Origin of the sequence: Posidoniimonas polymericola, from assembly GCF_007859935.1 — a bacterium.
In the GTDB taxonomy this organism is placed as follows: Bacteria; Planctomycetota; Planctomycetia; order Pirellulales; family Lacipirellulaceae; genus Posidoniimonas; species Posidoniimonas polymericola.
Map to the genome: position 1 here is coordinate 113,525 of NZ_SJPO01000012.1, position 26,570 is coordinate 140,094.

General features: G+C 65.1%; 20 protein-coding genes. 8 read left to right on the plus strand and 12 right to left on the minus strand.

Annotated elements, in window-relative coordinates; all coding sequences use genetic code 11:
* Window positions 1–79: 79 nt before the first annotated feature.
* The gene (locus tag Pla123a_RS20940; protein WP_146590634.1) at window positions 80–1,117 is read left to right on the plus strand and encodes a hypothetical protein; all 1,038 of its coding nucleotides are present in this window, start codon (window positions 80–82) and stop codon (window positions 1,115–1,117) included.
* A gap of 43 nt (window positions 1,118–1,160) precedes the next feature.
* Here Pla123a_RS20940 and topA read toward each other — a convergent pair whose 3' ends face one another.
* Window positions 1,161–3,836, minus strand: a complete 2,676-nt coding sequence (gene topA / locus Pla123a_RS20945; protein ID WP_146590636.1) for a type I DNA topoisomerase — start codon at window positions 3,834–3,836, stop codon at window positions 1,161–1,163.
* 291 nt (window positions 3,837–4,127) lie between these two features.
* Between topA and Pla123a_RS20950 the strand changes: the two genes are divergently transcribed.
* On the plus strand, window positions 4,128–6,656 hold the full coding sequence (locus tag Pla123a_RS20950) for a hypothetical protein (protein WP_146590637.1): 2,529 nt from the start codon (window positions 4,128–4,130) through the stop codon (window positions 6,654–6,656).
* 113 nt (window positions 6,657–6,769) lie between these two features.
* On the opposite strand, the gene glgB is transcribed toward Pla123a_RS20950, so the two are convergent.
* The 3 genes from glgB to Pla123a_RS20965 all read right to left on the minus strand — a co-directional run bounded on the left by glgB (window position 6,770) and on the right by Pla123a_RS20965 (window position 10,125).
* A complete protein-coding gene (gene glgB, locus Pla123a_RS20955) occupies window positions 6,770–8,998 on the minus strand; it encodes a 1,4-alpha-glucan branching protein GlgB (protein ID WP_146590639.1) in 2,229 nt (742 codons plus the stop codon).
* Window positions 8,999–9,037: 39 nt separating this feature from the next.
* On the minus strand, window positions 9,038–9,688 hold the full coding sequence (locus tag Pla123a_RS20960; RefSeq protein WP_146590641.1) for an RNase H family protein: 651 nt from the start codon (window positions 9,686–9,688) through the stop codon (window positions 9,038–9,040).
* 134 nt (window positions 9,689–9,822) lie between these two features.
* Window positions 9,823–10,125 (minus strand): hypothetical protein, encoded by a 303-nt coding sequence (locus Pla123a_RS20965; protein ID WP_146590643.1) that lies wholly within the window; start codon window positions 10,123–10,125, stop codon window positions 9,823–9,825.
* 387 nt (window positions 10,126–10,512) lie between these two features.
* Between Pla123a_RS20965 and Pla123a_RS20970 the strand changes: the two genes are divergently transcribed.
* The 3 genes from Pla123a_RS20970 to Pla123a_RS20980 all read left to right on the plus strand — a co-directional run bounded on the left by Pla123a_RS20970 (window position 10,513) and on the right by Pla123a_RS20980 (window position 12,431).
* Window positions 10,513–10,917, plus strand: a complete 405-nt coding sequence (locus Pla123a_RS20970; protein ID WP_146590645.1) for a hypothetical protein — start codon at window positions 10,513–10,515, stop codon at window positions 10,915–10,917.
* Window positions 10,918–11,026: 109 nt separating this feature from the next.
* The gene (locus Pla123a_RS20975; RefSeq protein ID WP_146590647.1) at window positions 11,027–11,470 is read left to right on the plus strand and encodes a hypothetical protein; all 444 of its coding nucleotides are present in this window, start codon (window positions 11,027–11,029) and stop codon (window positions 11,468–11,470) included.
* Between the two features lie 172 nt (window positions 11,471–11,642).
* Window positions 11,643–12,431: a DUF1559 family PulG-like putative transporter gene (locus Pla123a_RS20980; RefSeq protein WP_146590649.1), complete on the plus strand. Its 789-nt coding sequence runs from the start codon at window positions 11,643–11,645 to the stop codon at window positions 12,429–12,431.
* Window positions 12,432–12,452: 21 nt separating this feature from the next.
* Here Pla123a_RS20980 and Pla123a_RS20985 read toward each other — a convergent pair whose 3' ends face one another.
* The 3 genes from Pla123a_RS20985 to Pla123a_RS20995 all read right to left on the minus strand — a co-directional run bounded on the left by Pla123a_RS20985 (window position 12,453) and on the right by Pla123a_RS20995 (window position 15,112).
* Window positions 12,453–13,784 carry an HD domain-containing protein gene (locus Pla123a_RS20985; RefSeq protein ID WP_146590651.1) on the minus strand — a complete coding sequence of 444 codons (1,332 nt, stop codon included), beginning with the start codon at window positions 13,782–13,784 and terminating at the stop codon, window positions 12,453–12,455.
* 40 nt (window positions 13,785–13,824) lie between these two features.
* Complete coding sequence (locus Pla123a_RS20990) at window positions 13,825–14,520, minus strand: hypothetical protein (protein ID WP_146590652.1); 696 nt, start codon at window positions 14,518–14,520, stop codon at window positions 13,825–13,827.
* Between the two features lie 97 nt (window positions 14,521–14,617).
* On the minus strand, window positions 14,618–15,112 hold the full coding sequence (locus Pla123a_RS20995; protein WP_146590654.1) for an acetolactate synthase: 495 nt from the start codon (window positions 15,110–15,112) through the stop codon (window positions 14,618–14,620).
* 160 nt (window positions 15,113–15,272) lie between these two features.
* On the opposite strand from Pla123a_RS20995, the gene Pla123a_RS21000 reads away from it, so the two are divergent.
* Together Pla123a_RS21000 and Pla123a_RS21005 are read left to right on the plus strand one after the other, a co-directional pair.
* On the plus strand, window positions 15,273–15,659 hold the full coding sequence (locus Pla123a_RS21000; protein ID WP_146590656.1) for an acyl-CoA thioesterase: 387 nt from the start codon (window positions 15,273–15,275) through the stop codon (window positions 15,657–15,659).
* Between the two features lie 253 nt (window positions 15,660–15,912).
* Window positions 15,913–16,500 carry a DJ-1/PfpI family protein gene (locus tag Pla123a_RS21005; RefSeq protein WP_146590658.1) on the plus strand — a complete coding sequence of 196 codons (588 nt, stop codon included), beginning with the start codon at window positions 15,913–15,915 and terminating at the stop codon, window positions 16,498–16,500.
* 298 nt (window positions 16,501–16,798) lie between these two features.
* Here the strand turns inward: Pla123a_RS21005 and Pla123a_RS21010 are convergent, their stop codons facing one another.
* The 3 genes from Pla123a_RS21010 to Pla123a_RS21020 all read right to left on the minus strand — a co-directional run bounded on the left by Pla123a_RS21010 (window position 16,799) and on the right by Pla123a_RS21020 (window position 22,419).
* Window positions 16,799–19,198: an arylsulfatase gene (locus tag Pla123a_RS21010; RefSeq protein ID WP_231956580.1), complete on the minus strand. Its 2,400-nt coding sequence runs from the start codon at window positions 19,196–19,198 to the stop codon at window positions 16,799–16,801.
* A 1,219-nt stretch (window positions 19,199–20,417) separates the two neighbouring features.
* On the minus strand, window positions 20,418–21,161 hold the full coding sequence (locus Pla123a_RS21015) for a gamma-glutamyl-gamma-aminobutyrate hydrolase family protein (protein ID WP_231956581.1): 744 nt from the start codon (window positions 21,159–21,161) through the stop codon (window positions 20,418–20,420).
* A gap of 550 nt (window positions 21,162–21,711) precedes the next feature.
* Window positions 21,712–22,419, minus strand: a complete 708-nt coding sequence (locus tag Pla123a_RS21020; protein ID WP_146590662.1) for a CPBP family intramembrane glutamic endopeptidase — start codon at window positions 22,417–22,419, stop codon at window positions 21,712–21,714.
* A 91-nt stretch (window positions 22,420–22,510) separates the two neighbouring features.
* On the opposite strand from Pla123a_RS21020, the gene Pla123a_RS21025 reads away from it, so the two are divergent.
* Entirely contained in the window at window positions 22,511–23,587 is a 1,077-nt protein-coding gene (locus tag Pla123a_RS21025; RefSeq protein ID WP_146590664.1) for a 3-oxoacyl-ACP synthase III, read from the plus strand.
* A 38-nt stretch (window positions 23,588–23,625) separates the two neighbouring features.
* Here the strand turns inward: Pla123a_RS21025 and Pla123a_RS21030 are convergent, their stop codons facing one another.
* Together Pla123a_RS21030 and Pla123a_RS21035 are read right to left on the minus strand one after the other, a co-directional pair.
* On the minus strand, window positions 23,626–25,218 hold the full coding sequence (locus Pla123a_RS21030; protein ID WP_146590666.1) for a serine/threonine protein kinase: 1,593 nt from the start codon (window positions 25,216–25,218) through the stop codon (window positions 23,626–23,628).
* A 436-nt stretch (window positions 25,219–25,654) separates the two neighbouring features.
* Window positions 25,655–26,470, minus strand: a complete 816-nt coding sequence (locus Pla123a_RS21035; RefSeq protein ID WP_146590668.1) for an enoyl-ACP reductase FabI — start codon at window positions 26,468–26,470, stop codon at window positions 25,655–25,657.
* Window positions 26,471–26,570: the final 100 nt, after the last annotated feature.

Below are 26,570 nucleotides of genomic sequence, written 5' to 3' on the forward strand. Positions count from 1 at the left end.
TTTGCGGAACCTCGGCCACCTGGCTGGCGTACCCTTGGTAGCCATCCATCTGAGTGCCCATTGTCCCCCGCTTGTCGACATGACCCGAATGCGCTGCCTGCTGCTGCTCTGCCTGCTGCTCCTGCCGAACACGCTCCACGCGGGTGAAGCCGCGGAAACCGTCGCCGAGTGGGTAGCGTCGGCCCTGTCGGGCGAGCCCAGGACCCTGGCGGCCGGCGTGCACGTCGTGACCGAGCCGATCGTGCTCAACTCGGTGCACTCGCTGCGGCTGGCAGGGCCGTCGCGGACGCTGATGGACCCGGCGGGCTGGGGCCGCGCCTGGTGGGCGAACAACCTCAGCCGCGCGTGCATTGTCTGCTTCGACCTGCCCGAGGGCGTGGCGGGCATCCAGATGACCGGCTGCCGGGGGATCGAGATCCGCGGCGTCAACTTCTGCCGCACCACGCCCGGCTGCCTCATCACCGACAGCAACGCCGAGGGACGCAACTCGGGTGACCACACCTTCGCCGAGTGCGGCTTCTACCGCCGCACGCACGACGCCAAGGACGACATCCCCGACCTGCTCGGCGGGCTCGCCATGGACGAGCAGGCCGGCCACTACGGGCTGGGCGTCTACGGCTCCAATGGATGCGACGCGTACACGTTCGTCGACTGCGTGTTCAAGAGCCTCGACCGCGGCGTTGACCTCGACTGCCCGCAGACCACCCGCATGATCTTCGTCCGCACGCACTGGCGGCGGTGCGGCACGATGGGCAGCTTCCGTGGATCCGGGAACATTGCCTGCCACTCGTGCGGGCGGTACGACAGCGGACCGCTGACGCTCGAAGACTGCCCTGAGGCATTGACCTCGGTCGCCTGGATAGGCGGCTGGCTCGACACGTCGCGCCGCAAGGCCCAAGAGTCCGGCATGCAGCCGCTGGTCGACTTCAGCAAGAACCCAACCGGCCGGCTCGTGCTGGTCGGGGGCAACGGACGGAAACTAGGCAACCTCGCACCGGGAGTACAATCGCCGCCGCTGGTGATCCCCCCGCGGGACCGCTCGAAGCTCAGCCTGCAGATCGACGGGCCGTGGTCGGCCAACCAGGCTCTGCTGCCGCCCGAGGGGGGCGCGGAGTAACCGGCGCCACGTCGAGCCAGCATTCGCGGATAAACGCCGGCTGCTACTTTTTCTTGGTAGCCTTCTTTGTCGTCGTCTTCTTCTTGGCGGCCTTCTTGGTCGCCTTTTTCTTCGCGGCCTTCTTGGTGGTCTTCTTCTTAGACCCTCCGGCGGCCGCCCGCGCGGCGAGCAGGTTGAGGGCTTCGTTGAAGTCGAGCTCGTTGGGGTCGGCTCCCTTGGGCAGCGAGGCGTTGGTCTCGCCGTCGGTCACGTAGGGTCCGTACCGGCCCTCGAGCAGCTGGACCTTGGTCCCGGTGATCGGCGACTCGTCGAACTCCTTGATCGGCGGCTTGGCGGCGCCCCTACCACGGCCACGGGCCTTCGGCTGGTTGAGCAGTTCGATCGCCTGCTCCACGGTCACGTCCAGCGGCGAGACCTCCGCCGGCAGGCTGCGGGTCTCGTCGCCGCACTTAACGTACGGGCCGAAACGGCCGTTCTGCACGACCATGTTCTTTTCGAGCTTGGGGTGCACGCCGAGGTCCCGCGGCAGGCTGAGCAGCCTCAGGGCCAGGGCCAGGTCGACGTCGTCGACGCTCATCCCCTTGAGCAGCGAGGCGTTCTTCGGCTTCTCGTCGTCCTCCATCGTGCCGCGTTGGATGTACGGTCCGAAGCGGCCGGTCTTGAGGTAGATCGGCTTGCCGGTCTCCGGGCAGGTTCCCAGCGGCTCGTCGGCTTTGGCGGCCTGCAGCAGCAGTTCCAACGCGTACTCGAGCTTGACTTCGTCCGGCGGCAGCTCCTCCGGCAGCGAAGCTTTCCGCTCGCCCTTCTCAACGAACGGAGAGAACTTGCCGACCCGCACAAACACCTCGTCGCCGTCGGCTTCGCCAATCTTGATGCGGCTGACGCTGCGGGGGTCGATGTCGTCAATCTTGTTCTCGAGCTGCTTCTTCAGGCCCGGCTTGCCGTTGCCGAAGTAGAAGTTCTTGAGGTAGTCGAGGTACTGCTTCTCGCCGCGGCTGATGGCGTCGAGGTCGTCCTCCATCTCGGCGGTAAACTGGTAGTCGACCAGCCCGCCGAGGTGGTCCTCGAGCAGCTTGATGACGCTGAACGCGACCCAGGTCGGCACCAACGCGCCGCCCTTCTTGAACACGTAGTTGCGGGCCTGGATGGTGTCGATAATTGACGCGTAGGTCGACGGGCGGCCGATGCCCTTCTCCTCGAGCGCCTTGGTCAACGCGGCTTCGCTGAAGCGGCTCGGGGGCTGGGTGGTGTGGTCCTTGTTGAGCATCTCGACGCAGGAGAGCTTCTCACCCTCCACGACGCTCGGCAGGGACTTCTCCTGGTCGGCCAGCTCGGCGTCCGGATCGTCCGAGCCCTCGACATACGCCCGCAGGTAGCCGGGGAAGTCGATGGTCTTGCCGCTGACCTGGAAGACGCAGCCGCCCCCCTCGATCGTCACGACGATCCGGCGGCCACGGGCGTTCTCCATCTGGCTGGCGACCGTCCGCTTCCAGACGAGTTCGAAGATCTTGAACTCGTCGGAGTTGAGCGTGCTCTTCAGGTCCGACAGCAGCGGGAACGGGTGGCCGGCGGGGCGGATCGCCTCGTGGGCCTCCTGGGCGTTCTTCACCTTGCCGGTGTAGGTGCGGGGTTCGCTAGGCAGGTAGTTGTCGCCGTATTCGCTGGCGACCAGGTTGCGTGCGTCCTCGACCGCCACCTTGGCCAGGTTGGTCGAGTCGGTACGCATGTAAGTGATGTGACCGTTCTCGTACAGGCTCTGGGCGGCGCCCATCGTCCGGCGGGCGGTGAATCCGAGCTTGCGGTTCGCCTCCTGCTGCAGCGTGCTGGTGGTGAACGGGGCGTACGGCTTGGTCGTGTACGGCTTCTCTTCGACCTTGCTGACGGTGAACTCGCCCGAGCGGAGCTTCTCGGCCAACGCCGCCGACGCCGGGCCGTCCAGCAGCAGCATGTCGGCGTTCTTGAGCAGGCCGGTGTGGGGGTCGAAGTTGGAGCCGCTGGGGATCTTGCGGCCGTCGACCGAGACGATGCCCGCCTCGAGCTTCTGCCCGTCGGACTTGGCGAACGTGCCGATCAGGTCCCACCAGGTCGCGGAGACAAACGCCATGCGGTCGCGTTCGCGCTCGACGATCAACCGGACCGCGACGCTCTGCACGCGGCCGGCCGACAGCTTGGGGCGGACCTTCCGCCACAGCAGCGGCGAGACCTCGTAGCCGTAGAGGCGGTCGAGGATGCGGCGGGTTTCTTGGGCGCGGACCAGGCCCTCGTCGACCTCGCGGGGTTCGGCCAAAGCCGCCTGGATGGCGTCTTTGGTGATCTCGTGGAACACCAGCCGGTGCACCGGCACCTTCGGCTTGAGGAGCTCGAGCAGGTGCCAGCTGATGGCCTCCCCTTCGCGGTCTTCGTCGGTCGCGAGGTAGAGGGTGTCGGCCTTCTTGAGCTGGTCTTTGAGGAGCTTGATCTGCTTGGTTTTCCCGGGGGAAACCACGTAGATCGGCGCGAAATTGTCCTCGACGTTCACCCCGAGGTTGGCCCAGGGCTCGCCCTTGTACTTTGCGGGGATCTGCTTGGCGCCCTGCGGCAGATCACGGACGTGCCCCACCGAGGCCTCGACGGTGTACCCCTTGCCGAGGTACTTGCCGATGGTCTTGGCCTTGGCGGGTGATTCCACAATCACTAACGCGTTGGTTGGAGACCCGCTTGCTGCCTTCTTCTTGGCCATTGCTTCCTACTTATTCGCGTCGTCCTGTCGGCCGCGGTCCCGGCCCCGACGGTGGGGTCCTGAGATCATCGTAGGACGCTATCCCTGTTTAGGTGAACTGGTGTTAGTCGAATTTCGGCAGCCGGAGTCGCCCACACTCCCGATTGCCATTGCATTTACGTCAATCTGCCATAGAATTGCCCGCTTCTAATCGATTGGTCGGGTTGTCAAGGATATAGGAACCCGCCGCAGACGCTGTCAAGTGTGCCCCCGGCCGCTTGGGGGCGGAAATGCTCAACCGTAAAGCAGAAAATGGCTAATTCATCTTTTGACTATTTCCGCAAGCACAGCAAGGTCGCCGTGGTGGCGTTGGGCATGCTGTGCATCCTGGCCTTTGTCGTAGCCGACCCGCTGATGCAGTGGCTGAATGCGTCGCAGGGCGGGGGAGGCGGCGGTCAGCGTGACCTCGGCGAGGTGGCGGTGAGCTGGGACGGCGGCGAGTTGACCGAGGGTGAACTCAGCTCGCTGGTGGCGAAGCGGAATATCCTGGCCGCGTTCCTGCGGCAGGTCGAGCAGGTCGGAGCCTACGAGGCGGTCGCGGCCGGAGCCCCCGCCAACCTGCCCCCACGGGTCCAGCCGCTGCGGCTCGCCACAGAGTACGAACAAGGCGTTGAGAGCGATGTCCTCCGCACCCAGGTGCTGGCCGACGCCGCCCGCGACGCCGGCATGATGATCAGCGACGACACCATCGTCGAGTACCTGCTGGCCCTCGGACGCGACCGCGTCAGCCGGGCGACCATGCGGGAAATGATCGGCGGGATCAACCTCGGCCGCAGCCGGGCGACCCCAGAATTCATGTTCGACCTGCTCCGCGACGCCCTGCTCTCGCAGAGCTACCTCGCCAGCCACACCTACGCCCAGGCGACCGTCACTCCCGAACAGCGGTGGTCCGACTGGCTGAAGGTCAACGACCGCGTCGTGGTCGAGACCGCCGCCCTCGACGTCGACGACTTCGTCTCGGAGGTGAAGGATCCAACCGACGCCGAACTCAAAGAGTTCTTCGAAGAGTACCGCGACGTCGTCCCGACGCCCGTCATCGTCAACAACCGCCAGCTCCCCTCGCCAACCCCGGGCTTCCGCAGGCCCGCGAAGGCCAAGCTGCAGTGGGCCCGCACCGACTACGCCCAGGCGCTCGAAGCTGCCCGCGACGAGGTGACCGACGAGGAGATCGCCGCGTACTACGAAGAAAACAAGGCGATGTTCGTCAAGTCGGCGACCGACATGTTCATGCCGGCCACCGGCCTTGAGGGCGCCGAGGAAGACCCAACCGAAGAAGAAGACGCGACCGAGGACGACGCCACCGAGACCGAAACGGCCGACGACGAAGCAGCCGCAGAGGACGCGTCGGAAGAAGAGGCCGACACCGAAGAAATGACGGCGGACGTGCTCGCCGACGAAGAATCGACTACCGACGAACCGACTGCCGACGGCGACGACGCGGGCGATACCGATCCGCCCGCAGAAGGTGACGAGGAGTCGACCGAGGCAGCCCCGGAGCAATCGAGCAGCGTTAACGCCCGCAGCCCGTTCCGCCTGGCGAGCTTCCTGCAGGAGGAAGAGGCCAGCGACGAGACTAACGAAGAAGCCAGCGAAGACGCGGAGGCCTCCGAGGGCGAGGCCCCGGCGTCCGGTGACGATGCTGCCGAGCCAGCTGAAAGCGGGTCGAGCCCGCTCGACGACTTCATGGAAAACGGCGAAGCGGCCGCCGCCGACGACGGTCAGGACGACGCCGCCTCGGCCGATGAACCGACGACCAACGACCCCGAGCCGGAGGTTGAGTACCAGCCGCTAGAAGAGGTGACCGAGGAAATCCGGACGAACCTTGCCCAGCAGAAGGCGATCACCAATCAGCAGCAGAAGCTGGACGACCTGATGGCGGTCCTCAAGCGGGACTACAACGTCTACTTCACGCAACGCATCGACGCCGAGGCGGCGGAGAAGGACGCTCCGGAGCCGCCCGCGGCGCTGGTCGACTTCAAGAAGCTGGCGGCCGACAACGGCCTCGAGTACGGCGAAACCGAGCTGCTCTCGTTCTTCGAGATGCAGAAGCTCGAGTCCCCAACGCTGATGTACTACTTCCAGCAGGCCGACCAGTCGCGGCCGCTGGCGGTGCAGGTCTTCCGCCGTGACGGGATGGCGCTCTTCGAGCCCGACACCGCCTACGACACCGACCGCAACTTCTACCTGGTGATGAAGATCGAGGAGGAGAAAGAGAGCGAGCCTAGCCTCGACAAACTCCGCGACGAGGTTGTCGCGGCCTGGAAGCACAAGCAGGCGGCGGAGCTGGCCCTCGCCAAAGCAGAAGAGATGGCCAAGCAGGCGACCGACTCCGGACGCTCGTTGGAAGACCTGTTCGCCGACCGCGACGGGACCGAGATCGAGGAGTCGGACATGTTCGCATGGTTCGAGCCGGTAGGGACTTCGGCGACGGGCATGTACGCCCTGCGTCTGGACGACCCGGGCTCACCCGAGAATGTTGGCCCCGAGTTCATGGAAGAGGTCTTCGGCCTCGGCCCGAACCAGGCGGGCGCCGCCCTAGACCACGGTCACGACAAGGCTTTTGTTATCCGGATCGCGCAGCGGGAGCGCTCGCGCTCGGAGCTGCGGGACTCGTTCCTCCGCGAGTGGCAGGTGTGGCCCGGCATCTACAGCATGCAGCGGAGCCACGTCAGCGAAGCGGCCCAGGCCGTGCTGCTGAACCTGATCGGCGGCGAGGCTCCCGACTGGAAGCGGACCCCCGACCAGTCGCCGATGGAGCGTGATGCTGCCGAAGGGGTGTAGCTCGGCTGCGGTGCAGCCCAGGCGGGACGAACCGATTTCGGCCGCCCTGGCTGCATGAACCGCGCGGCCCTGGCTGCATGAACTGCGTTGCGTGGGCCGAGAAGTGCTGCTTGCTAGGAACGCCGCGGCTTGAGCACGATGGTCGACAGCGGCGGCAGCGTGACCTCGAGCGAAGCGGGGCGGCCGTGGCTCTCGAGCGGGGCGGCCTGGATGCCGCCGCCGTTGCCAAGGTCGCTGCCGCCGAAGTAGGTCGAGTCGCTGTTGCTGATCTCGTCGTACCAGATCGCCTCGGGCACGCCGATCTTGTAGCCCTGCCGCGGGACCGGGGTGAAGTTGCTGCAGACCAACAGGTAGTCGTTGGGGTCCTTGCCACGCCGCAGGTAGGCCAGCACGCTGTCCTCGTGGTTGTGGCAGTCGACCCACTCGAACCCGCCGCTCTCGAAGTCGACCTCGTGCAGGGCGGGCTCGTTGCGGTACATGTGGTTGAGGTGCGACACGTACTTCTGCACGCCCTCGTGGCTCTCCCACTGCAGCAGGTGCCACTGCAGCGACTCGTTGTAGTTCCACTCGTGCCACTGGCCGAACTCGCCGCCCATGAACAGCAGCTTCTTGCCGGGGTGGGTCCACATGTAGCCGTACAGCAGCCGCAGGTTCGCAAACTTCTGCCACATGTCGCCGGGCATCTGGTCCAGCATGCTGCCCTTGCCGTGCACGACCTCGTCGTGGCTGAAGGGGAGGCAGAAGTTCTCGGTGAACGCGTAGATCAGGCTGAAGGTCAGCTCGTCGTGGTGGTACTTGCGGTGGATTCCCTCGTGGTGGAAGTACCGCAGGGTGTCGTTCATCCAGCCCATGTTCCACTTCAGGCTGAAGCCGAGGCCGCCGACGTACGTGGGACGCGAGACGCCGGTCCAGGAGGTCGACTCCTCGGCGATCGTCAGCACGCCCGGGTACTGCAGGTGGGTCTCCTCGTTGAACCGCTTGAGGAAGTCGATCGCCTCGAGGTTCTCACGGCCGCCGAAGCGGTTGGGAACCCAGTCGCCGTCCTCACGGCTGTAGTCGAGGTACAGCATCGACGCCACCGCGTCGACCCGCAGTCCGTCGATGTGGTACTTGTCGAGCCAGAACAGCGCGTTGGAGATGAGGAAGTTGCTCACCTCGTTGCGGCCGTAATTGAAGATCTTTGTGCCCCAGTCGGGGTGCTCGCCCTGACGCGGGTCGGAGTGCTCATAGAGCGACGACCCATCGAAGCTGCTGAGCCCGTGGTCGTCCTTGGGGAAGTGGGCCGGGACCCAGTCGATGATCACGCCGATCCCGCCCTGGTGCAGGACGTCGATCATGTGCATCAGGTCTTCGGGGGAACCGTAGCGGCTCGTGGCGGCAAAGTAGCCGACGGTCTGGTAGCCCCAGCTGCCGGTGAACGGGTGCTCGCTGACCGGCATCAGCTCGACATGGGTGAACCCCATCTGCTGGCAGTACTCGACCAGCTGCGGGGCGGTCTCGCGGTAGCTGAGCCAGCGGTCGGGCTCCGACGGGTCACGCCGCCAGCTCCCGAGGTGCAGCTCGTAGATCGAGATCGGCGCGTCAAAAGCGTTCAGCTTCTCACGCTCCGCCATCCACTCGCTGTCGCCCCAGGTGTACTGATTCAGGTTGGTGACGATGTTGGCGGTGCGGGGCGGGATCTCCGCGGCGAAGGCGTACGGGTCGCACTTCTCGACCACGCGTCCGTCCTGCTGCGTCACCGAGAACTTGTAGAGCGTGCCCTCGTCCAGGCCCGGCAGGAAGAGCTCCCACACCCCCGAGGGGATGTGCTTGCGCATCTGGTTGAGCTTGGCGCTCCAGCCATTGAAGTCGCCAACGATGCTCACCCCCTTAGCGTTGGGGGCCCAAACCGCGAAATTGACGCCGGTGACCCCGTCGATGGTCCGCAGGTGGGCACCCAGCCGCTCGTAGCTCGCCCAGTGCTTGCCCTCACCGAGGAGGTGCAGGTCCATTTCGCCGAGCAGGGGTTCAAATGCGTAGGGATCGTGCATGGTCGTCTGCTTGCCGTTCTTATCGATTACCTGTATTGCGTAACTTGCGCCGTCCAGCTGGCAGAGTCCGTTATCTTCCGTGGAATGGATCGCTTCGTATAGGCCCGCTGGGTGAATCCGCCGCATCGGACGATGCTGCCCGTGGGCGGCGTCGACCACCCACGCCTGCTTGGCGTCTGGCAGGAATGCCCGCACTGCCAACGCCTTGCGGCCGTCCTCCTCGACCTGGTGCGGGCCGAGCAAGGCGAACGGATTCTCGTGGTGACAACCGATCAGCGGCGAGATCGAATCGAGTGGAACTTGGGTGCGCATAATGGGTTGCGTTGTTCTCGAGGCAGGCGGCGCGCGGGTCTAACTGGCAGACGCCCGGGCGTACTCTGGGGAGACTTCGTCGCTCAGGTTGAGCCGCAGTCGGTTGCGTTTGGCCGCTGATCGAACCACTAGTAAAGCAGGTTCACGCAAAAACGAGGCCGAGATCCCCCCAGCGGGGCGGGGAGCAAAAGTCGGCTGCACTTTCTCGCTGCGCGGCTGATCGGCGGCCGAAACCTGGCGGGAGTTTGGTTGACGGGCGGGAAGGTTGGCGGCCTGGTGACCGGTGTGGTCTGCCACACATACCCGCCAGGATCGACACTGCACCTGATGGATCTGCAGAGCCTGATCAACTCTCTGCCAAAGATCGACATCGCGAATCGTCACGAGTCGTCCAAACCGTTCCCACTTCCAGCCGTTGCTCTTCCAACCGGCAAGTCCGGTCCGCAGACCGTCACGGAGAGTGCGGCACGAAGTCAGCACGGTCACCTGGCCGGGGCGTGGAACCGCCTCCAGCCCGCGCACCAACGCCAGCAGGGCCAAACGGTCGAGGTCGAAACCGGGCTCGGTGTCGCTCGCCACGACCAGCTGACCGGTCGATTGGTCGGTGAGCGTAAACCGCCACTCACCGGCAGCGGCGTGCAGGCAGAGCGCGTCTGCCTGGAGCAGGAAACTTGGGGAGGTGGGGAGCATCTTCAGGAAGGCGGGGTCAGGCGGGGTGCTGCAGTCGGCAGGGATGCCAGGCGGGGGCAGCAGATTACCTGAAAGACGTTATCGCCAAGAAGACCCCAGTCCCTCCAGTTTAACGGAGGGCGATACGCTAAATTCTATCCACCTACCGACAAATCGCCCGGCAGGTTGACAGCCTTCCCCGCCCCGGCAGCGCCGAACAGGGTGTGCAGGCCGCGGTCTAGCTCCAAAATCGACTCGAACGCCCGCTTGGCCTGGGGCTCCGAACTAACCAACTTGCCAAGTCGCTCGATCGCGGCCTGATCGGCGCTGCCGTCGATGGCGGCCCAACCGAGCGCTAGGACTTCGTGGTCTTCCGACGCGCCGAGGTCGAAGCCAAGAACGACCGAGTCCTCGCTGTCGCTGATCGGGGAAGGGCCTTGGTCTGGTTGCATGGGCATGGAATCCGTGTGTCGGTTTGGAATGCTGGAAAGGGTGCGGCGTTCGCCGCCGCCCTCACTCCAAAGGCAAACGTTGGGCCAAATCGAAGCGGAGCGGTTCGTATTGCGACAACGCAAGGCTGTATCACTAGTTGCGCAGTCTGGTTGAGCCCGACCTCGGCTCCCCCACCAGCCGGTGGGGAGGTCCGATCGCCTCAATTTGTCGCAGCTTCGCCTAGCAAATTGGCGCCGATTGTAGATCCCGAAAACCCGCTGCAAACCGGCCTCGCCCCTATCGGCTACGCGCAGATTGCCGCGGGAACCGCTGCGTCGTCGGGGCGACTGACACACGCTTGAGTAGAGGGCCGTCGAACACCCCCACTCACTTCGCCGCAACGGGAGGCGCGCATGCGTTTCGGACTCTACCTGTACCACCAGAAGGTCATTACCGCCGAACAACTGATCGACGCCGTCGAGGAGCAGCAGCGACGCACCCCCCCGGTTGGGGAACTGGCGATCGAGGCCGGCCTGGTCTCGGTTCACAACCTGTTCGAAATCGTGCGGGCCCAGTCGGGCGTCCGCAGAGACCGCTTCGGCACGATCGCCATGGAGATGGGTCTGATGTCGCAGACCGAACTCGCTGAGGTCCTGATGCGGCAGGCCGACCTCCGCCCGCCGCTCCGCGAAATCCTCGTCGATCGAGGGATCCTCACGCACGAGTGCGCCGACGCCCACTACGACCACTTCCAGCGTCACATGGAGGATACTGGGGTCTTCCAGATGCCCCACTCAAAACAGACGGCTGGCGCCTAGCACTGCCGAGCTGCCTGCTAAGCTTGCCCCCCTCGTTGCTGGCGTCTATCCTGAGCTGTTCGGGCGACCGGCAATGGTCGGCGCCGCTTTGTTGGACAGGCAGTTAGCTATGGCTCAGGTTCTTCGCAATCGGACGCTGCGGGCGGCATTGGTCGCCCTCTATGCGCTCGTGGCGGGCCTGGATCAGGGGCTGCACTACCTTGCCCCTGCTGGGTCGTGCCACCAGCATTGCGACGCGGAACCGTGTCACGACGGCTGCTGCCAGGACTCCGCATTTGCCGGGTGGCGTCAGTCCCGCGGCCAAGTCCTGACGGCTTCGTCGCCGCGGCGGGCCGCCTCCCCGGCCTGGGAACGGGGCGACTCGCCCCCCGCATCGCACGATTGCGTCATCTGCCAGTCGCTGCGGCAGTTGGTCGGCCACGCCAGCGCCGGATCGCAGTCGCTCGACTCTTGCTCGGCCTCCAGCCCAGCGCTGCTCGGCTGCCCTGCCCAGGCCGAACGTCTTTCGCTAGGAACCCCGGCGGCCCGCGGCCCGCCAGCAGTCGTCGTTTGACGGCCTGCCTGGGCAGTTAACGTGAATCATGGGAGTTGGCGCCCTGCCCTCCCCTTCTGCGTTGCTGCGAATTTTTGCCGCCGGCGAGATCCGCCGCGGCAATCGGCGACGAGTCGCTCGCCGCCGTTCCTAGCCCCTAGCCGACGCCTCCTGCGCGTCAGGACTATCGATCATGAATAAACGTGGTTTTACGCTTGTTGAGTTGTTGGTGGTGATCGCCGTGATTGGCGCGTTGATCTCCCTGCTGCTGCCCGCTGTCCAGGCCGCCCGCGGAGCCGCGCGGCGGACCCAGTGCGCGAACAACCTCAAGCAGCTCGGCATCGCGATCCACCTCTACGCCAACGATCATCGAGGCCGCTTCCCCGAAGTGGCTCACTCTGACCACGACCACGATCATGGGCACGACGACCATGACGAGGATGAGGAGGAGGAAGACGAGCCCGTCTCGTGGGTCTACTCACTCGCCCCCTACACCGAGAAGACCGACAGCATCCGCATCTGCCCCGACGACCTCCGGCCCGAGACCCTGCTCGACCGGCAGAGCGTCTCGAGCTACGCGTTCAATGCCTACCTCGTGATCAAGACCGACCCCCGGCCGTCCTACGACGTGTCGGTCCGCAACCTGTTCGACCTGCCCCAGAGCCACAACACGATGATGCTGTTCGAGGCGCCCCCGGCCGAGCACCACGAGCACGACGGCGAAGAAGAAGAGGAGCACTCCTTCTTCGACCACGTCGACTCGCACGAGTGGTTCGTCGAGGAGGAAGGCCACGAGGACCACGACCACGACGACGAGGCCTCGGTGTTCGAGCGGATCCGCCACGACATCGCGATCGAACGGCACCAGGGGCAGTGCGCCAACTACCTGTTTGCCGACGGGCACGTGCACGCGGTTCCTGCGTCGCAGATCTCGGAGTGGGCCGCCGAGGGGTTCAACTTCGCCGAGCCGGCGCAGCCCTAGCCGAGTCCGCGACGCGGCCGGCTAGCCGACCCGGTCGATCGCTTCGGCGAGCAGTTCGGGCAGGTTCCGCAGGTCGCGCATGTCGTCGGCAACGCGGGGGTGCACAAACAGCCGCACCCGTTTGACGTAGTCGTCGAACTGCTCGCGGGCCAGGGTCCGCACGACCGGCGACACGTCGCCCAGCCGGCGGTAGGCGCGCTGCTTGGCGAAGTAGACGTCGATGTTGAACTCGACCTCCAGCCCAACCGGCGGGGCGTCGAACAGCACCTCGTGCGGGGCGACCACGCGTGACATCGCGGTGCTCGCGACCGACGCGAACTGCTCGGCGACCGCCGAGAGCCACGGGAACGGCTTGCGGGCGAGCCTAGCGTACAGGTGCGGCTCCTCGAACAGGCTGTACTGGGCGAGCCGCTTGTAGAGCCGCCGGCTAGGGCCGAACAGCCCGTCGAGCAGTTCGGCGGCGGGTCCGTCGCCGGCGGCGGCGCACATCGCGTCGATCATCGGCAGCTCGGTCATCCGGAACAGCGAGTCCATGTCGAGCGATCCGCTCAGCAGGTAGAACGCCCGCTGCAGCATGGCGGTCGCCGCGCGGACGGCGTGGTGCCAGTAGACCTCGCTGAACATGACGTAGCGGGCGAAGACCATCATCTCCGCGGCGGTCTTGCCCTTGTCGGTGATGGCCATGCCGTCGCCGGCCTCGTTCAGGCAGAGGCTCTGGATCAGGCGGCCGCGGTCGAAGTTCTGGCCGTAGGGGACGCCGGCGTGCAGGCTGTCGCGCATCAGGTAGTCGACCTTGTCGACGTCCAGCGGCCCGGAGAGCATCGACTTGAGGATCTTGCTCTTGCGGTCGGTTGGCTTGCCCGAGAGCAGCGTCACGACGTCCCGCGGGTTGACGCCCCAGTCGTCGCGCAGGCAATCGGCGACCTCGCCCTCGAGCAGGAAGCTGTTGGCGAACAGCTCGTGGTCCGGGGTCTGCGGCAGGCGGATGTCTTCGATCGGGTGGCAGAACGGCCAGTGCCCCAAGTCGTGCAGCAACGCCGAGACCAGGAACAGCTCGGCGTCCTGCACGCTTACCACGGCGGTGAAGCGGTCGTCGCAGGCCAGCCGGGTGAGGTAGTCGAGCGCCGAGCGGAACACGCCCAGCGAGTGCTCGTGGCGGGTGTGGTTGGCCGCCGGGTAGACGTGGGCCACCAGGCCGAGCTGGCTGATTCGCGAGAGCCGGCGGAACTCGGGCGTGTCAATCAACTGCCGGACGCGGGGCGTGAGCGGCACGTCGGTGTGCGGCGGGATCCGCACCAGGCTGGCTCCGCCGCGGAGGCTCGCGAGTTCGGGGATGTCGAGCAGCTTAGACACGGGGCCCGTGGTTTCAGAGGAAGCGTGTGCGGGCCGACGGCTACGCCCCGAGCCCGGGGAGGGCCGGCAGGTCCATCACCAGCCGGAGGACAATCGTGACGACAAAGTAGAACGCCGCCAGCAGGGTCGCGCTGATCGGCTCTAGGTCGAACGCCACAAAGGCGGCCAGCCCGCCAATCCCCAGCGCAAACCCGGCCGCGAAGAACGTGTAGACCATGTCGAGATCTCGGATGGGCCAGTCGCCGCCGCCGAAGTAGTAGCCGACATAGCAGTAGACGCCCCACCCCAGAGCGAACGCCAGCCCGCAGCCGGCCGCCCGCAGCCAGGCCTCGCCACCGCTGTACGGCTGCAGCTCGCTGTCGCGGAGGATCGGGTAGCCGGCCCAGGCGAGCAGCGGGCCGAGCAGCACGGCCCCGCCCGCGAGCACCCACTCGTCCGGCGACTGACCGCGGAGCAGGAACGCGCCGAGCAGCATCAGCAGCACCACGCCGCCGACGGCCGACGCCATGATCGGGTTGAACTTGGCGTCCTTGTACTTGGCGGTCTTGAGGACCGAACGCCCCTTGGCGTCCTTGGGGCCGCTGGTCTCGTCCGGGGCGTGGATGACCACCTGGTCTTCCAGCTTCGGGATCTCCATGACCGTCTTGCACTGCGGGCACGGCCCCTTCTGACCAGAGAACTTGTCGCTGACCTTGAATCGCTTGTGGCAGCCCGGGCAGGTGACGTCTATCGGCATGGGATCAGCAGCAACCGCCGTCGGAGCGGTTCATCGAGTAGGTGGCGGCGAGACACGTTGACTCGCCGGCGAGGAAGGACACGCGCCGCGTCGGCGCCTAGTTATCATAGTCCTTCAGCTCGTCCTCGTGGATCAAATGGAACCCCTTCGACTCGAGGGTCTCGAGGGTGTGTTCGATGTTGTCCACCATCAGCGCGACCGCGGGCCGCCCGGTGGGACGCACGATCAGCGGGTAGACCTGCGAGATATTAATCTCCGCGGCCAGCAGCGCCGTGCAGACCTGCAGCATCGGCTGGGGCGAGTCGGGCAACTCGACCCCCACGAGGTCCGACTCGACAATCGCCAGACCGGCCCGTTCGAGGATCTCCCGCCCGATTTCGGGATCGCTGAGCAGGAAGCGGACCAGGGCGCACTCGGTCGAGTCGGAGATGGTCAACGCGACAATCCGCACGTTGCTCCCCTCGAACCGCCTGACAACCTCCATCAGCTGCCCCACGCGGTTCTCGAGGAAGACCGTGAACTGGCGGATAGTTGGGTAGTCCCGACCACGAGCGGTCATGAAGTCGGAACCGAGTCCTTCGCCCGTGCTCATAACGGTTGCCCTGTTGGATCCTAAGAAGCTAAAACGGGGTGACGCGGTGGGCCGGCCCGTTTCGCCATGCCCTGCAAAACGGCCGCAAGTGTAAGCAATGAAAGGCCTTGTTGCAACTCGGCCGCCGCCCCACGCCCCCTCCCCGACCCCACTTGGCTGGATGTCCCGCGAGTTTCAATTCGACCTGACGGTCCGCTACTACGAGGTCGACGCCCAGGGCGTCGTGCACCACGCGAACTACCTCAAGTACCTCGAGATCGCCCGGATCGAGCAGTTCAGGTCGGCCGGATACGACTACGCCGAGTTCGAACGCAGCGGCCTGATGCTGGTGGTGAACAAGATCGCCTGCAAGTACCACCGCCCCGCCCGCTTTGGCGACACGCTCACCATCTGGCTGCGGACCGAGCGCGCCCGCGGCGCCCGCATCGATCACGTCTACGAGGTCAAGCGGGGCGGCGAGCTGCTGGCCGAGGCGACCAGCACCATCGCCTGCATCGACCGCGACGGCCGCGTGCAGCGGATCCCCGAGTACCTAGAAATCGAGTAGGCGCTGGCTAGAGGGCGCTGGCCGCTAGGTCCTGAGACTTGGCTCTGCTTCATATTCATAAACATAGCGAGGGTGCCCGGGGCGCTCCGCGCTAGCGGAAGCCCCGGACTGTTGAGCCTGCCTCACGAGTAGCTCTCGGGGGCTTCCCTGCGGGAGCGCCCCCGGCACCCGCTCTCGAATTGCTGGTAAACTCTACCCCAACAATCCAGCGCGCTCCAACTAGCGCCCCACACCCTCTACCCACCCATCAAGCATGCCCAAGAAAATCCTCGTTCTCGCCGGCGACTTTGTAGAAGATTACGAAGTGATGGTCCCGTTCCAGATGCTGCTGATGCTCGGCTACGAGGTCCACGCGGTCTGCCCGAACAAAAAGGCCGGCGAGGTAGTCGCGACCGCCATCCACGACTTCGAGGGCGACCAGACCTACACCGAGAAGCGGGGGCACAACTTTGCCCTCAACGCCGACTTCGCCGCCGCCAAGGCAGACGACTACGCGGCGTTGGTGCTGCCCGGCGGCCGCGCGCCCGAGTACCTGCGGCTCGACCCGGCGGTGATCAAGCTGATCCAGGACTTCAACGCCGCCGGCAAGCCAATCGCCGCCACCTGCCACGCCGCCCAGCTGCTCGCCGCGGCCGACGTGGTCCGCGGCAAGAAGTGCCAGGCCTACCCCGCCTGCAAACCCGACGTGCTGTTGGCCGGCGGCGAGTGGGACGAGCCCTCCGCCGGGCTCGACAGCGCGTGCGTCGATCAGAACCTGGTGACGGCGCCGGCCTGGCCCGCCAACCCGGCGTGGATCCGGGCGTTGGCGGACACGCTGGGGGCGTCGATTTCGCTCGGCTGAACGGGCGACGGTGGATAGCGATCATCAGCGGGGTCACCCCGGCGTGCGCGGGACGATGAAGCCGGCGCCGTTTGGCAGCTCTTGAATCTGACCGAGGTTATGACAAGCTCAGCTGGTTGGTCCCTTTTCTCTAGCGCAGCGGCCGATGCATCCTGAACGGCAAACGGTCTCTGCGAATTGCGCCGCGAGCCTGCCCTGAGCTGCCTCGACGCCTCCGCACGCGATCACTACGGTTGACAATCCAAATTGCCGAGGCCGGCCAGAGACTCACTACGGCTTAGCCACCGTCCTGCTCGTCCTACTGCTCGAGGGTGATCGTGACCTTGTCAATTTTCCCTGTGAAGCGGCTTGAGTGCTCGTCGTAGTCGGACGAGACAGGCGTCTCCCGGTCGACGCCCACGTTAGCGGTCTCGTCGGCAGACCAGATCGCGAATTGGGTCTTCTCGACCTTGCCCGATCCGACCTTCTTGCCATCGATCAGGAGCGTAGCCGTGCCCCCCGCGCCGAGTTTCTGCTGGCCGTCCGACGACTGGCCGGCGTAATCGAACTCGAGCTTGATTGTGGCCTGCTTCTTCGGCAGGGCCTCGTCGGATTTAATGGTGTAAGAGTCGAGGCCCAGGAAGTTGTACGTGTAGACCGGCTTGCCCTGTTGCACGTACAGACTCCAGCCGCCGAAGCGGCCGCCCTGGCTCACGATCACGCCGGCCGCGTCGCCTTCGGTGTTGTCAATCTGGGCGACTATCTCGAACGACGTGTTCTTGGTGTCGATGAAATCATTCTCCGGCAGGAAGCCGAGGCCCTCGTAGACGGTGAGCGACTTGCGGTCGCCCATCAGCGTCGGCCTGCCGGCCAGCTTCGCATTGACCCGGAGCTGGCGGCGGTCGTCGAGCGGCAACACCTTATATTTGACCGCCTCGGACAGGAACATCTCCTGGAGCTCCTTGAGCTTCTCAGGACGCTCGTCGGCGAGGTTGTTGGCCATGCTGAAGTCCTCGGTGACATGGTACAGCTCCCAGTCGTCGTTCTCGAACGTATTGCGCGGCGGCGCCCAAGGGTACATGTGCACCGTTCCAGCGAACCAGCCGTCGTAGTACAAGCCGCGGTTGCCCATGATCTCGAAGTACTGCACGAGGTGGCGGTCGGCGGCCTCGGCGTCGTCGAACGAGTAGGCCATGCTCACCCCCTCCATTGGCCGCTGGCCGACGCCGTTCACGGTCCGCGGCTGAGGGAGGCCGGCCGCTTCGAGGATGGTGGGCGCGATGTCGATCACGTGGTGCCACTGGTCGCGCAGCTCCCCCTTGGCCTTGATTCCGTTGGGCCAGTGGACGACCGTCCCCTGCCGTGTGCCGCCGTAGTTGGCCGGCACCTGCTTGGTCCACATAAACGGCGAGTCGAAGCAGACCGCCCATCCGGCCGCCATGTGTGGGTAGGTGCTGGGGCCGCCCCACTCGTCGTAGTGCTTGAGCATGTCGGGGACCGTCTCCTCGACGCCGTTGAAGTAGGTCATCTCGTTGTACATGCCGATCATCCCCCCTTCGGCGCTGGTCCCGTTGTCGCCGGCCATAAACACGATCAGCGTGTTATCCAGCTCGCCCATCTTCTCAACCGCATCGATCAGCCGACCGATTTCGGCGTCGGTCATGTCGAGGAAAGCGGCGAACACTTCCGCCTGCCGCGAGAACAGCTTCCGCTCGTCGTCGGAGAGGTCGTCCCAGTCCTTGATGTCCTTCGGCTTGTCAGCTAGCTCCGCGTCCGCCGGGATCACGCCGAGACGCTTCTGGTTCTCGAAGATCCGCTTGCGGATGACATCCCACCCCTCGTCGAAGGCGCCCTTGTGCTTGTCTATGTACGACTGGGGAACATGGTGCGGCGCGTGCGTCGCGCCGGGGGCGAAGTAAACGAAGAACGGCTTGTCAGGCGTGAGTGACTGTTGCGAGCGCACCCAGTTGATCGCTTGGGTGGTCATGTCGTTCATGAAGTGGTAGTCCGGGTCCCCCTTCGCCGGGTCGTCGACCGGCGTGACGCCGTCGTAGATAGCGGGCGACCATTGATTGGTCTCGCCCCCGAGGAACCCGTAGAACTTGTCGAACCCGGAGAGCGTCGGCCAGCGGGTGAGCGGACCCGAGGGGCTGATCTCCCAGGCCGCTACCTCGTGGCACTTGCCGAAGTGGGCCGTGCTGTAGCCGTTCAGGCGAAGCGTCTCGGGGAGCTTAGCGCAGCTCTCCGGTAGCTTGCCGGTCTGCCCAGGAAACGAAGTGGCGATCTCGGTGATCGACCCCATGTTGACGCTGTGGTGGTTACGGCCGGTCAGCAGCGCCTGCCGCGTCGGGGAGCAGAGCGCCGTAGAGTGAAACTGGTTGTACATCAGCCCGTTCTTCGCCAGGCGGTCGAACGAGGGCGTCTGGGTGACGCCGCCGAACGCGCTGGTCCCGCCGAATCCGAGGTCGTCGATCAAGATGATCATCACGTTTGGCGCGTCCTTGGGCGCCTTTACCTCGAACACCGGCGGCGCCTTGGCGTCGCGGGCGTCGAGCGTGTGGATCGGCGGCTGCCACGGCGCGGCGATAGGAAGGTCACGTCGGTTGACGGGGACTTCGTAGTCGTTTTCCTGAGCTCCCGATGGAGTCGCGATGAGAGCAGCAACGATTGTCGCTAAGCATGTTCGAATTAGAGCAAGACGAGAAAGTGATGTAGTCACGATAGAGCTCCGGCACTGTGATGTGGTCGTTCGGAAGAATATGGCCATTCGGCTTCCCATTACCGGGGGGCAATTTCTCGATAGGTCGCTTGGTTTGGCAGTTTATTGATGACTGCGCGGCGAATGAGCCCCTGATTTCCGGCTTCGCAGCACGAAACCGGCCTCCCGACGGTCGGCCTCGGCTCATTGGCGGCGCAGGGATCGATAGGACTGTGGCGAAGAACGCGACAAACGGCTGCGGTATTGCCCCCCCAGCAGCTGAAGTGTAGCTCCCACCGCATATTGGCGGAGTCATTTAACTGGCGGAATCACTCAAGTAGTCCGGTATGAACCTGCGCCTGCCAGGGTCTGCTGTCGTCGGAAATTCTAAGGCTGGGCCACCCGCTGCGTCAAAGCGTTCGGCACAACTGGGCGAGGTGTCCCCAACCTCAGCGACCTTGAGTCTCGTTCTTGGTGCACCGGCGCGACGCTGCTGCGCGGGCTGAGACTCGAAGAACACCGGGCGGAGCCAGTGGCGCCCGATCGAGGCCAGGAGCAGGAAGACGCAGAGAGCGCAGAGTGCTGGCGTGCCTAACTTCTCTCTGCAATCTCTGCTGCCTCCTGTTCCCAGCGTCAACGGCCGACCTGGCCCGCCGACAAACTCCCGATTTCTTTGTAGAGACGCTCCGCTCCGCGCGGTCCAATGAGAGTGGCGAGGGTTCCCTGCAGGGCCAGGCCGCGAGTTCGTTCTGGGTAGCTACCGGCGGAAGCCGGCAGTTTGCGGGGTCGGTGCGCGCGCTGGGGGCACTGAAAACCTCCGGCTTCCACCGGAGGTTGCTGATGGGGTGGGTCTGCGGTGGCGGACAAAACCCCATGGCCTGCCTGCGACTACCAAGCCGCAAATCGTTACTTGGAAGGGGCTTGTAGCATTGGGCAGGCGGCGTGCGCGGGGGTTTTGTCCCCTCCGCTCGATATTTCGGACTTAACCGACTGCCGCTCTGGCAACGGACAAAACCACGTTCGTACAAGAAGGAGGGCCACGAACGACGCGACGCGGGCGGCGGTTTCGGCAGGGGTCAAAAAGTTATGGCCCGGCAAGACGATCCTTGTCTTGCCGGGCCATAGTCCACGCGGGAATCAGACTGCCCAGGCTTCCGTGCCTGTGGATGAAGCGGCCTGCCCCCCGTGGCGCCGGGCTGTCTGCGGGGACAACCCGGCCGCGTTCGAGAGCAACCGCAGGCTAGGCGACCAGTCGCATAGCCGAGGCGCCTTCCTTTGCGCCCATCAGGAACTCCTCGAAAATCCGTAGGTCAAGCGCCGAGGCGGTGTCGGCCTCGGGGTGGAACTGGGTGCCGATGGCAAACCAGTCCGGTGTGTTCGACTCGATCGCCTCGATGACGCCGTCCGGGCAGCGGGCCGAGACGTGGAAGCACGGGGCCAGCTCGTCGATCGCCATGTGGTGGCGGCTGTTAACGCGGAGCTCGCCGTCGCCGTAGACCCGCTCCATCAGCGTGCCGGGGGTCAGTTCGAGCGTGTGGCGGTGGGCCGGGTCGATCGGGTCGCGGTGCGGGAGGGCGCCCGGCACGTCCTCGGGGATGTGCAGGAACAGGTTGCCGCCCTGCGACACGTTCAGCAGCTGCATGCCGACGCCGATGCCGAAGGCCGGCACCCGCATGTCCGCGACCACGCGGGCCAGCATGCGGTCGAACGACTCGCGACGCGGGTCGAGCGGGCGGACCGAGGAGTGCAGCATCCAGCCGTCGCGACGCGGGTCGAGATCGGCTCCGCCGACGAGCATGACGCCGTCGACCTGTTGCAAAATTTGACGCAAATCGGCCTCTTCCTCCAGCGGGGGAAGGATCATCGGGATGCCGCCGATCTCGAGGATGGCGTCGTAGTACCCCGAGGCGAGGTACGAGAAGGCGGGCTTGTCGGCGGTTCCGCTACGGTAGTCGGCGTTAATCGCAATAACGGGCTTAGACATGACTTGGAATCTCCCTTTCCACAACATCCACAACGGGATGTCGTCCCTGATAATGTAGGGGTCGTGCTGCAGCGGCAACGCAGAAAGAGACAGGCGCCCGGCGAGGGAGCCTTCCAGTCACTCAACAATTTGTTGCAAGGCGGGGCGACAAGTCCCGGCAGGACCTGGCGTCGACTCGAGGCGTGTGTGCCCGACAAGCGGACAACGTGTCTTCCCTAACACGCCAGCGTGACTCTGTACCCACAGGCGGTTCGCCGCTTTGCTAGCGAGCGGAACGCGTCTGATTGGATATCCCTATCGATGTTGAAGTAGCGGCAAGACTCCTTATGGTTACAACCGTGTCACGCGGCTGCGTTGGGGGGATGCAAGTCGCCCGTGAGCCTACAGGACCGAGAGGGGGGAACAACCGCGGGACAGGATTTTGGGCCCACACCTGCGTGCTTGCACAAGATCGTGTGCGACGGTCGCGGGGCGTCCATGAACGTCTTGAACGTTTGTAACGGCCAATACCATTCCAAGTAGATTGCTTAACACGCACGTCGGTTTTCTGCTAGCCAGCGAACACAATGCGGTAGCCAACGGCAAAAATCGCCGTGTCGACCAGCAGGTGCCCCAGCCACGGCCCCAGCAGGCTTCGGCTGCGGTGGTAGAGCCAAGCCCAGAATCCGCCGCCCACCGCAACGCACAGGCTCAGCAGCACCGCCACGAGCGGGACGTGCGAGAAGTAGGTTGCTAGCACCAGCACGTGGTGGAGCATGAACCCGACCGACGAAACCGCCACGGCCCAGCCTAGGGGGAGGTGATCTCGCAGGCGACCAAACACGAACCACCGCCAGTAGTACTCCTCGAGCAGCGAGTGCACCGCCGCGTAGAACGTCCCCACCAGGGCGAACGCCAAGGGGCGGTCGATTCCCAGGCTGGCGACCTTTTCACGCACCTGAGTGGTGGCGTCCGCCATGAACTCGGCGCCCGCCAGGCCGCTGTAGCCAAACCAGGTGACCAGCAGCACCGCCACACCAAACAGCACGCCGACTAGCGCGTCGCCGCCGGAGCCCCAGGACCACCGCGGACGCCGCCGCAGCACGCCGAACACCCAGACCACCGGCAGCAGGAACTGAACCGCCTTGCCGACCCCGTAAACCCCCTGCTGCACGGCCGGCGACGCCGAGGCGACCAGCTTGAAGTAGGCCAGCGTCACCACGGTTGGCAGCAGCAGGGCGACGACCAGCAGGACCTTCTCTTGCCTGGGACTCGGCACAGGGCGCTCGGGGTTGGGGTCGGTTTACCTGCAGAATGCCACAAGATACCTTGATTACGAACGACCCGCCCCAAAGTTTGAACCGATTCCTATGCAATATTCGCGTGTCTGCCTCGAAGGGCTCGGCTGCGTCCTGCCCGAAGAGCGGGTCACTACCGCCGAGATCGAGCAGCGGCTGGCCCCGCTGTACGAGCGGCTCCGCCTGCCGGAGGGCCGCCTAGAACTGATGTCGGGCATCCGCGAGCGTCGGTTCTTCCCGCCCGGGACCCGGCCGAGCGACATCAGCATCCAGTCCGCCAACCAGGCGATTGAGGCCTCGGGCATCGAGCGGCGGCACTTCGGCGCCCTAGTGCACGGCTCGGTCTGCCGTGACTTCCTCGAACCGGCCACCGCCTGCCGCGTCCACCATGAGCTGGGCCTGCCCAGCGATTGCATGGTGTACGACGTGTCGAACGCGTGCCTGGGCGTGCTGACCGCGGCGGTGCAGGTCGCGGCGATGATCGAGCTCGGGCAGATCCGCGCCGGCGTCGTTGTAGGCACCGAGAGCGGCCGCGCGCTGGTCGAGAACACCATCAGCCGCCTGAACGCCGACCAGACGCTCACCCGCGACAAGGTGAAGCTTTCGGTGGCGTCGCTGACCATCGGTTCGGCTTCGGCCGCCATGGTGCTGTGCGACGTGGAGCTCAGCCGCACCGAGAACCAGATCACCACAGCCGTCTGCCGCAGCGCGACCGCCGGGCACGAGCTGTGCCAGAGCGTCGGGCTTTCGGAAGTTATGCAGACCGACAGCGAGCTGCTGATGCGGCAGGGGGTCGACGTGGGCGCCGAGACCTTCGCCCAGCTCAAAGCCGAGAGCGGCTGGTCTGCCGACGACCTCGACAAGACCTTCTGCCACCAGGTCGGCTCGGCCCACCGCAAGATGATGCTCGAGCGGCTCGGCATCAACCCGGCGATCGACTTCCCGACCTTCGAGTGGCTTGGCAACACCGGGTCGGCGGCGCTGCCGGCTGCCCTCTGTCTGGGTCGCGAACAGGGGTGGCTGGACCCCAATGACCGGGTTGCGTTGCTCGGTATTGGTTCGGGGATCAACTGCCTGATGATGGGGCTGCAGTGGCGAGAAAGCCCCGTGCTCAGCGCCAACGAACGCTCGGCGGCAGTCAACGCGTAGCGAACAACAGACGTTGTTGCTACGACGGCTTGATCAGATCAGCTGCCCGTCGAGTTGGCGATCACCAAGACAATCGCGATCAGGATGGCCACCGCCAGGCCGCCGAGCAGCCAGGCGACCCAATTTGTGCGGTTGTATGGGTTCTTGTAGCCCGGCGGGTGCAGCGGGTTGTATTCGCGACGGGCCTGGGCCTTGGCTAGCTCGGCGGCCTCGCGTTCCTTTTCTTCGAATTCTTCCTCGAAGATTGAACGCTTCTTCGCGGACGCCGAGGACGCCTTGCGGCTCGACGAGCCCGTGGCCGAAGAGTCGTCCGAAAGCACACCGGACGACGGCGCCGCCGGCTTCGGCTTGGGACGCGGGCCTTCGGCTTCTTCGTCCAACGGCGCGAGCTCGAGGTCTTCCTCGCTCACCGGGGCCGTGTCGGGGCCGTTGAGCTTGGTCGTGTCCCGCATGGGGGAGGAGAGCCCACCGCTGCTTTTCGGCGAGATCCCCGGGCCGCCGCTGGGGGGTTTGACGGAGAACCGGCTGAGGATGCCGCTGCCGACGCCGCTGTCGTCGCTGGACTCGTTCTTGCGGGCCCCGCCCGGCTTGCGGCCGCGTTCGCTGAGCCACGCGGTCATCGCCGCGGCGACCTCGCCTGCCGACTGGTAGCGTTCGTCGGCTTTCTTCATCATCATCCGGGCGCAGATCTCGAGCAGCGAGAGCGGCGCGTCGGGACGGAACTTGATGATCGGCTCGGGGGTCTCGACCTGGTGCTTCAGCAGCCGCTCGCTGATGGTCCCGTCCGGGAATGGCGGGCGACCGGTCAGCAGGTAGTAGAGCGTGCAGCCGAGGCTGTAGATGTCGGCCCGCTCGTCGGCGGTGTGGCTGTTGAGGGCCTGCTCGGGCGCGAGGTAGTCGGCGGTCCCCAGCACGTTCTCTTCGTGCGCCAGCGTCAGCGAGGCCTCGTCGTCGTTGGCCATCTTGGCCAGCCCAAGGTCCAGCAGCTTGACGGTCTCGTGCTGGTCGACCAGGAGGTTTGCGGGCTTGATGTCGCGGTGCACCAGGCCCATTTCATGGGCGTGCTGCAGCCCATTGGCCGCCTGGACCAGGTAGTCGGCGGCCGTGATGAAATCCAGGGGCCCGTTCTCGGCGACAATCTGATGCAGGTCCTTGCCGTCCACATACTCCATAACGATGTAGTGGACGTTTTCCTCGCTGTCGATGTCGTAGGCGCGGACGATGTTGGGGTCGTCCAGTCGGGCGACGGCGCGGGCCTCGAGCTGGAATCGCTCGAGGTAAGATTTGTCTTTGACGCGGCTGCGGGGCAGAACCTTGATGGCCACCCGGCGTTTCATCATTACGTGTTCGGCAAGGTAGACGCTGCTCATGCCCCCCTTGCCGATCTGGCCCAGGAGCTTGTACTTGCCGAGACGAAACCCTTTGTGCTTGCCGGCTAGCAGCTTGTCCGACTGCCACTTGGTGAGCATGCCGGCCTCGATCAGGCGATCGACGATCGCCTGATTATCTTCGGGCAGAGCGCCCCCGGACGCCTCAGCAAGCTCGTTGAGGAAATCGTCTAAACGATCCTCTTTGATGAGCCCGCTTTTGCGGATCAGCTCGACAAGTTTGTTGGCGGTCAATTCAGGCATGAGGGACGGGCCTGACTAGGCTCGGCGCTCGTTCTCGGTTCCGGTGCGTGAACTCACGTCCGCTTCTCTCGCTACGATAGGACTGGCGGTACAGCCCAACCGCTGTTCGCTTCCGATCGATGGATTTGTTGCGGTGTCGAATGTCTTCCTGACCTCTTCTTTCTTACTCCCCCACCTTGGGAGCCCACCTGAGAAAAGGCGCCTCCGTCGCGTCACTGCCGCCTCTAGGCAGGCCGCGCGGAAACCGTGGCTTCCGTACCCGGAAAACCACTTACTAGCATGGTATCACTAGCTACCTAAGTCTGCCAGCTTCTGCCAGTTACGAAAACTCCGATTCGCTCCATTGCGGCTTGCCGAATCCGCAAACTCGGCTCTGGCGGTGCAACCCGACAAGGTTACATGCAGTACCGCAGCCCAGCACTGCCGCTGGGGCGGGTTAGCCGCGATTCTCCACCGCCGACCGGACAATTGACTCGTCGAAGTAATTCACCCGCATCCCGGCGTCCAGAACGAGGTGCTGGGCGTTGATGCCGGAAGACCGCGGACTGAGCAGAAAAGCCGCCGCGGCCGCGACCTCGCTCGTCTGGACTGCCTTGCCCCGCAGCGTGGCCTGCTCGGCGTAAAGGTAGGAGTCCACGTACCCCGGAATCCCGGCGGAGGCCGAGGTCTTGAGCAATCCCGGCGCGACCGCGTTGAATCGGACCCGCGAGAAATTGCTGAACGACTTGGCCAGGAACGCCAGCGAGGAGTCGAGGGCCGCCTTGATGGGGGCCATGTAGCCGTAGTTCTCGCTCGCCATTTCGGTCGTCGAGATCGAAACCGTCACGACCGACGCGTCCTCCGACAGGCAGTTCTGCAGGGCATTGCAGAGTGCAATCAGCGAAAAACACGAGATATCGAATGCCCGGAGCATGGCCCGGCGGGTCGTCTCGTGGAAGGGCCGCATGCCGTCCTCGTAGTCGGCGAACGCAATCGAGTGGACCAGCCCATCGATCTTGCCGTGCCGCTGAGCGATGTCGCCTGCCAGGCGGTCGATCTGTTCCTGGTGCTCAACATCACAGACAAAGATGTCCTGATCACCGCCTAACAACTTGGCTAGCTGCTCGCGGCGGGCCTCGCTGCGGACCGAGTACAGCACCCGGCAGTCGGCGTCACTCAAGGTCTGAGCAACGTGCCAGGCGACGCTCTTCCGGTTGGCGACGCCGCACACCAGAATTGTCTTGCCGGCGAGTTGGAGGAAGTCTTGGGGCATGTCATTCCGCAACTGATTCTGGGGGATGGATCGCTAACTTTATCGAATCACCGCCAAGGCAACACAAGGGTCAGCCGACCACGTGCCAGGCGCCCGCTCC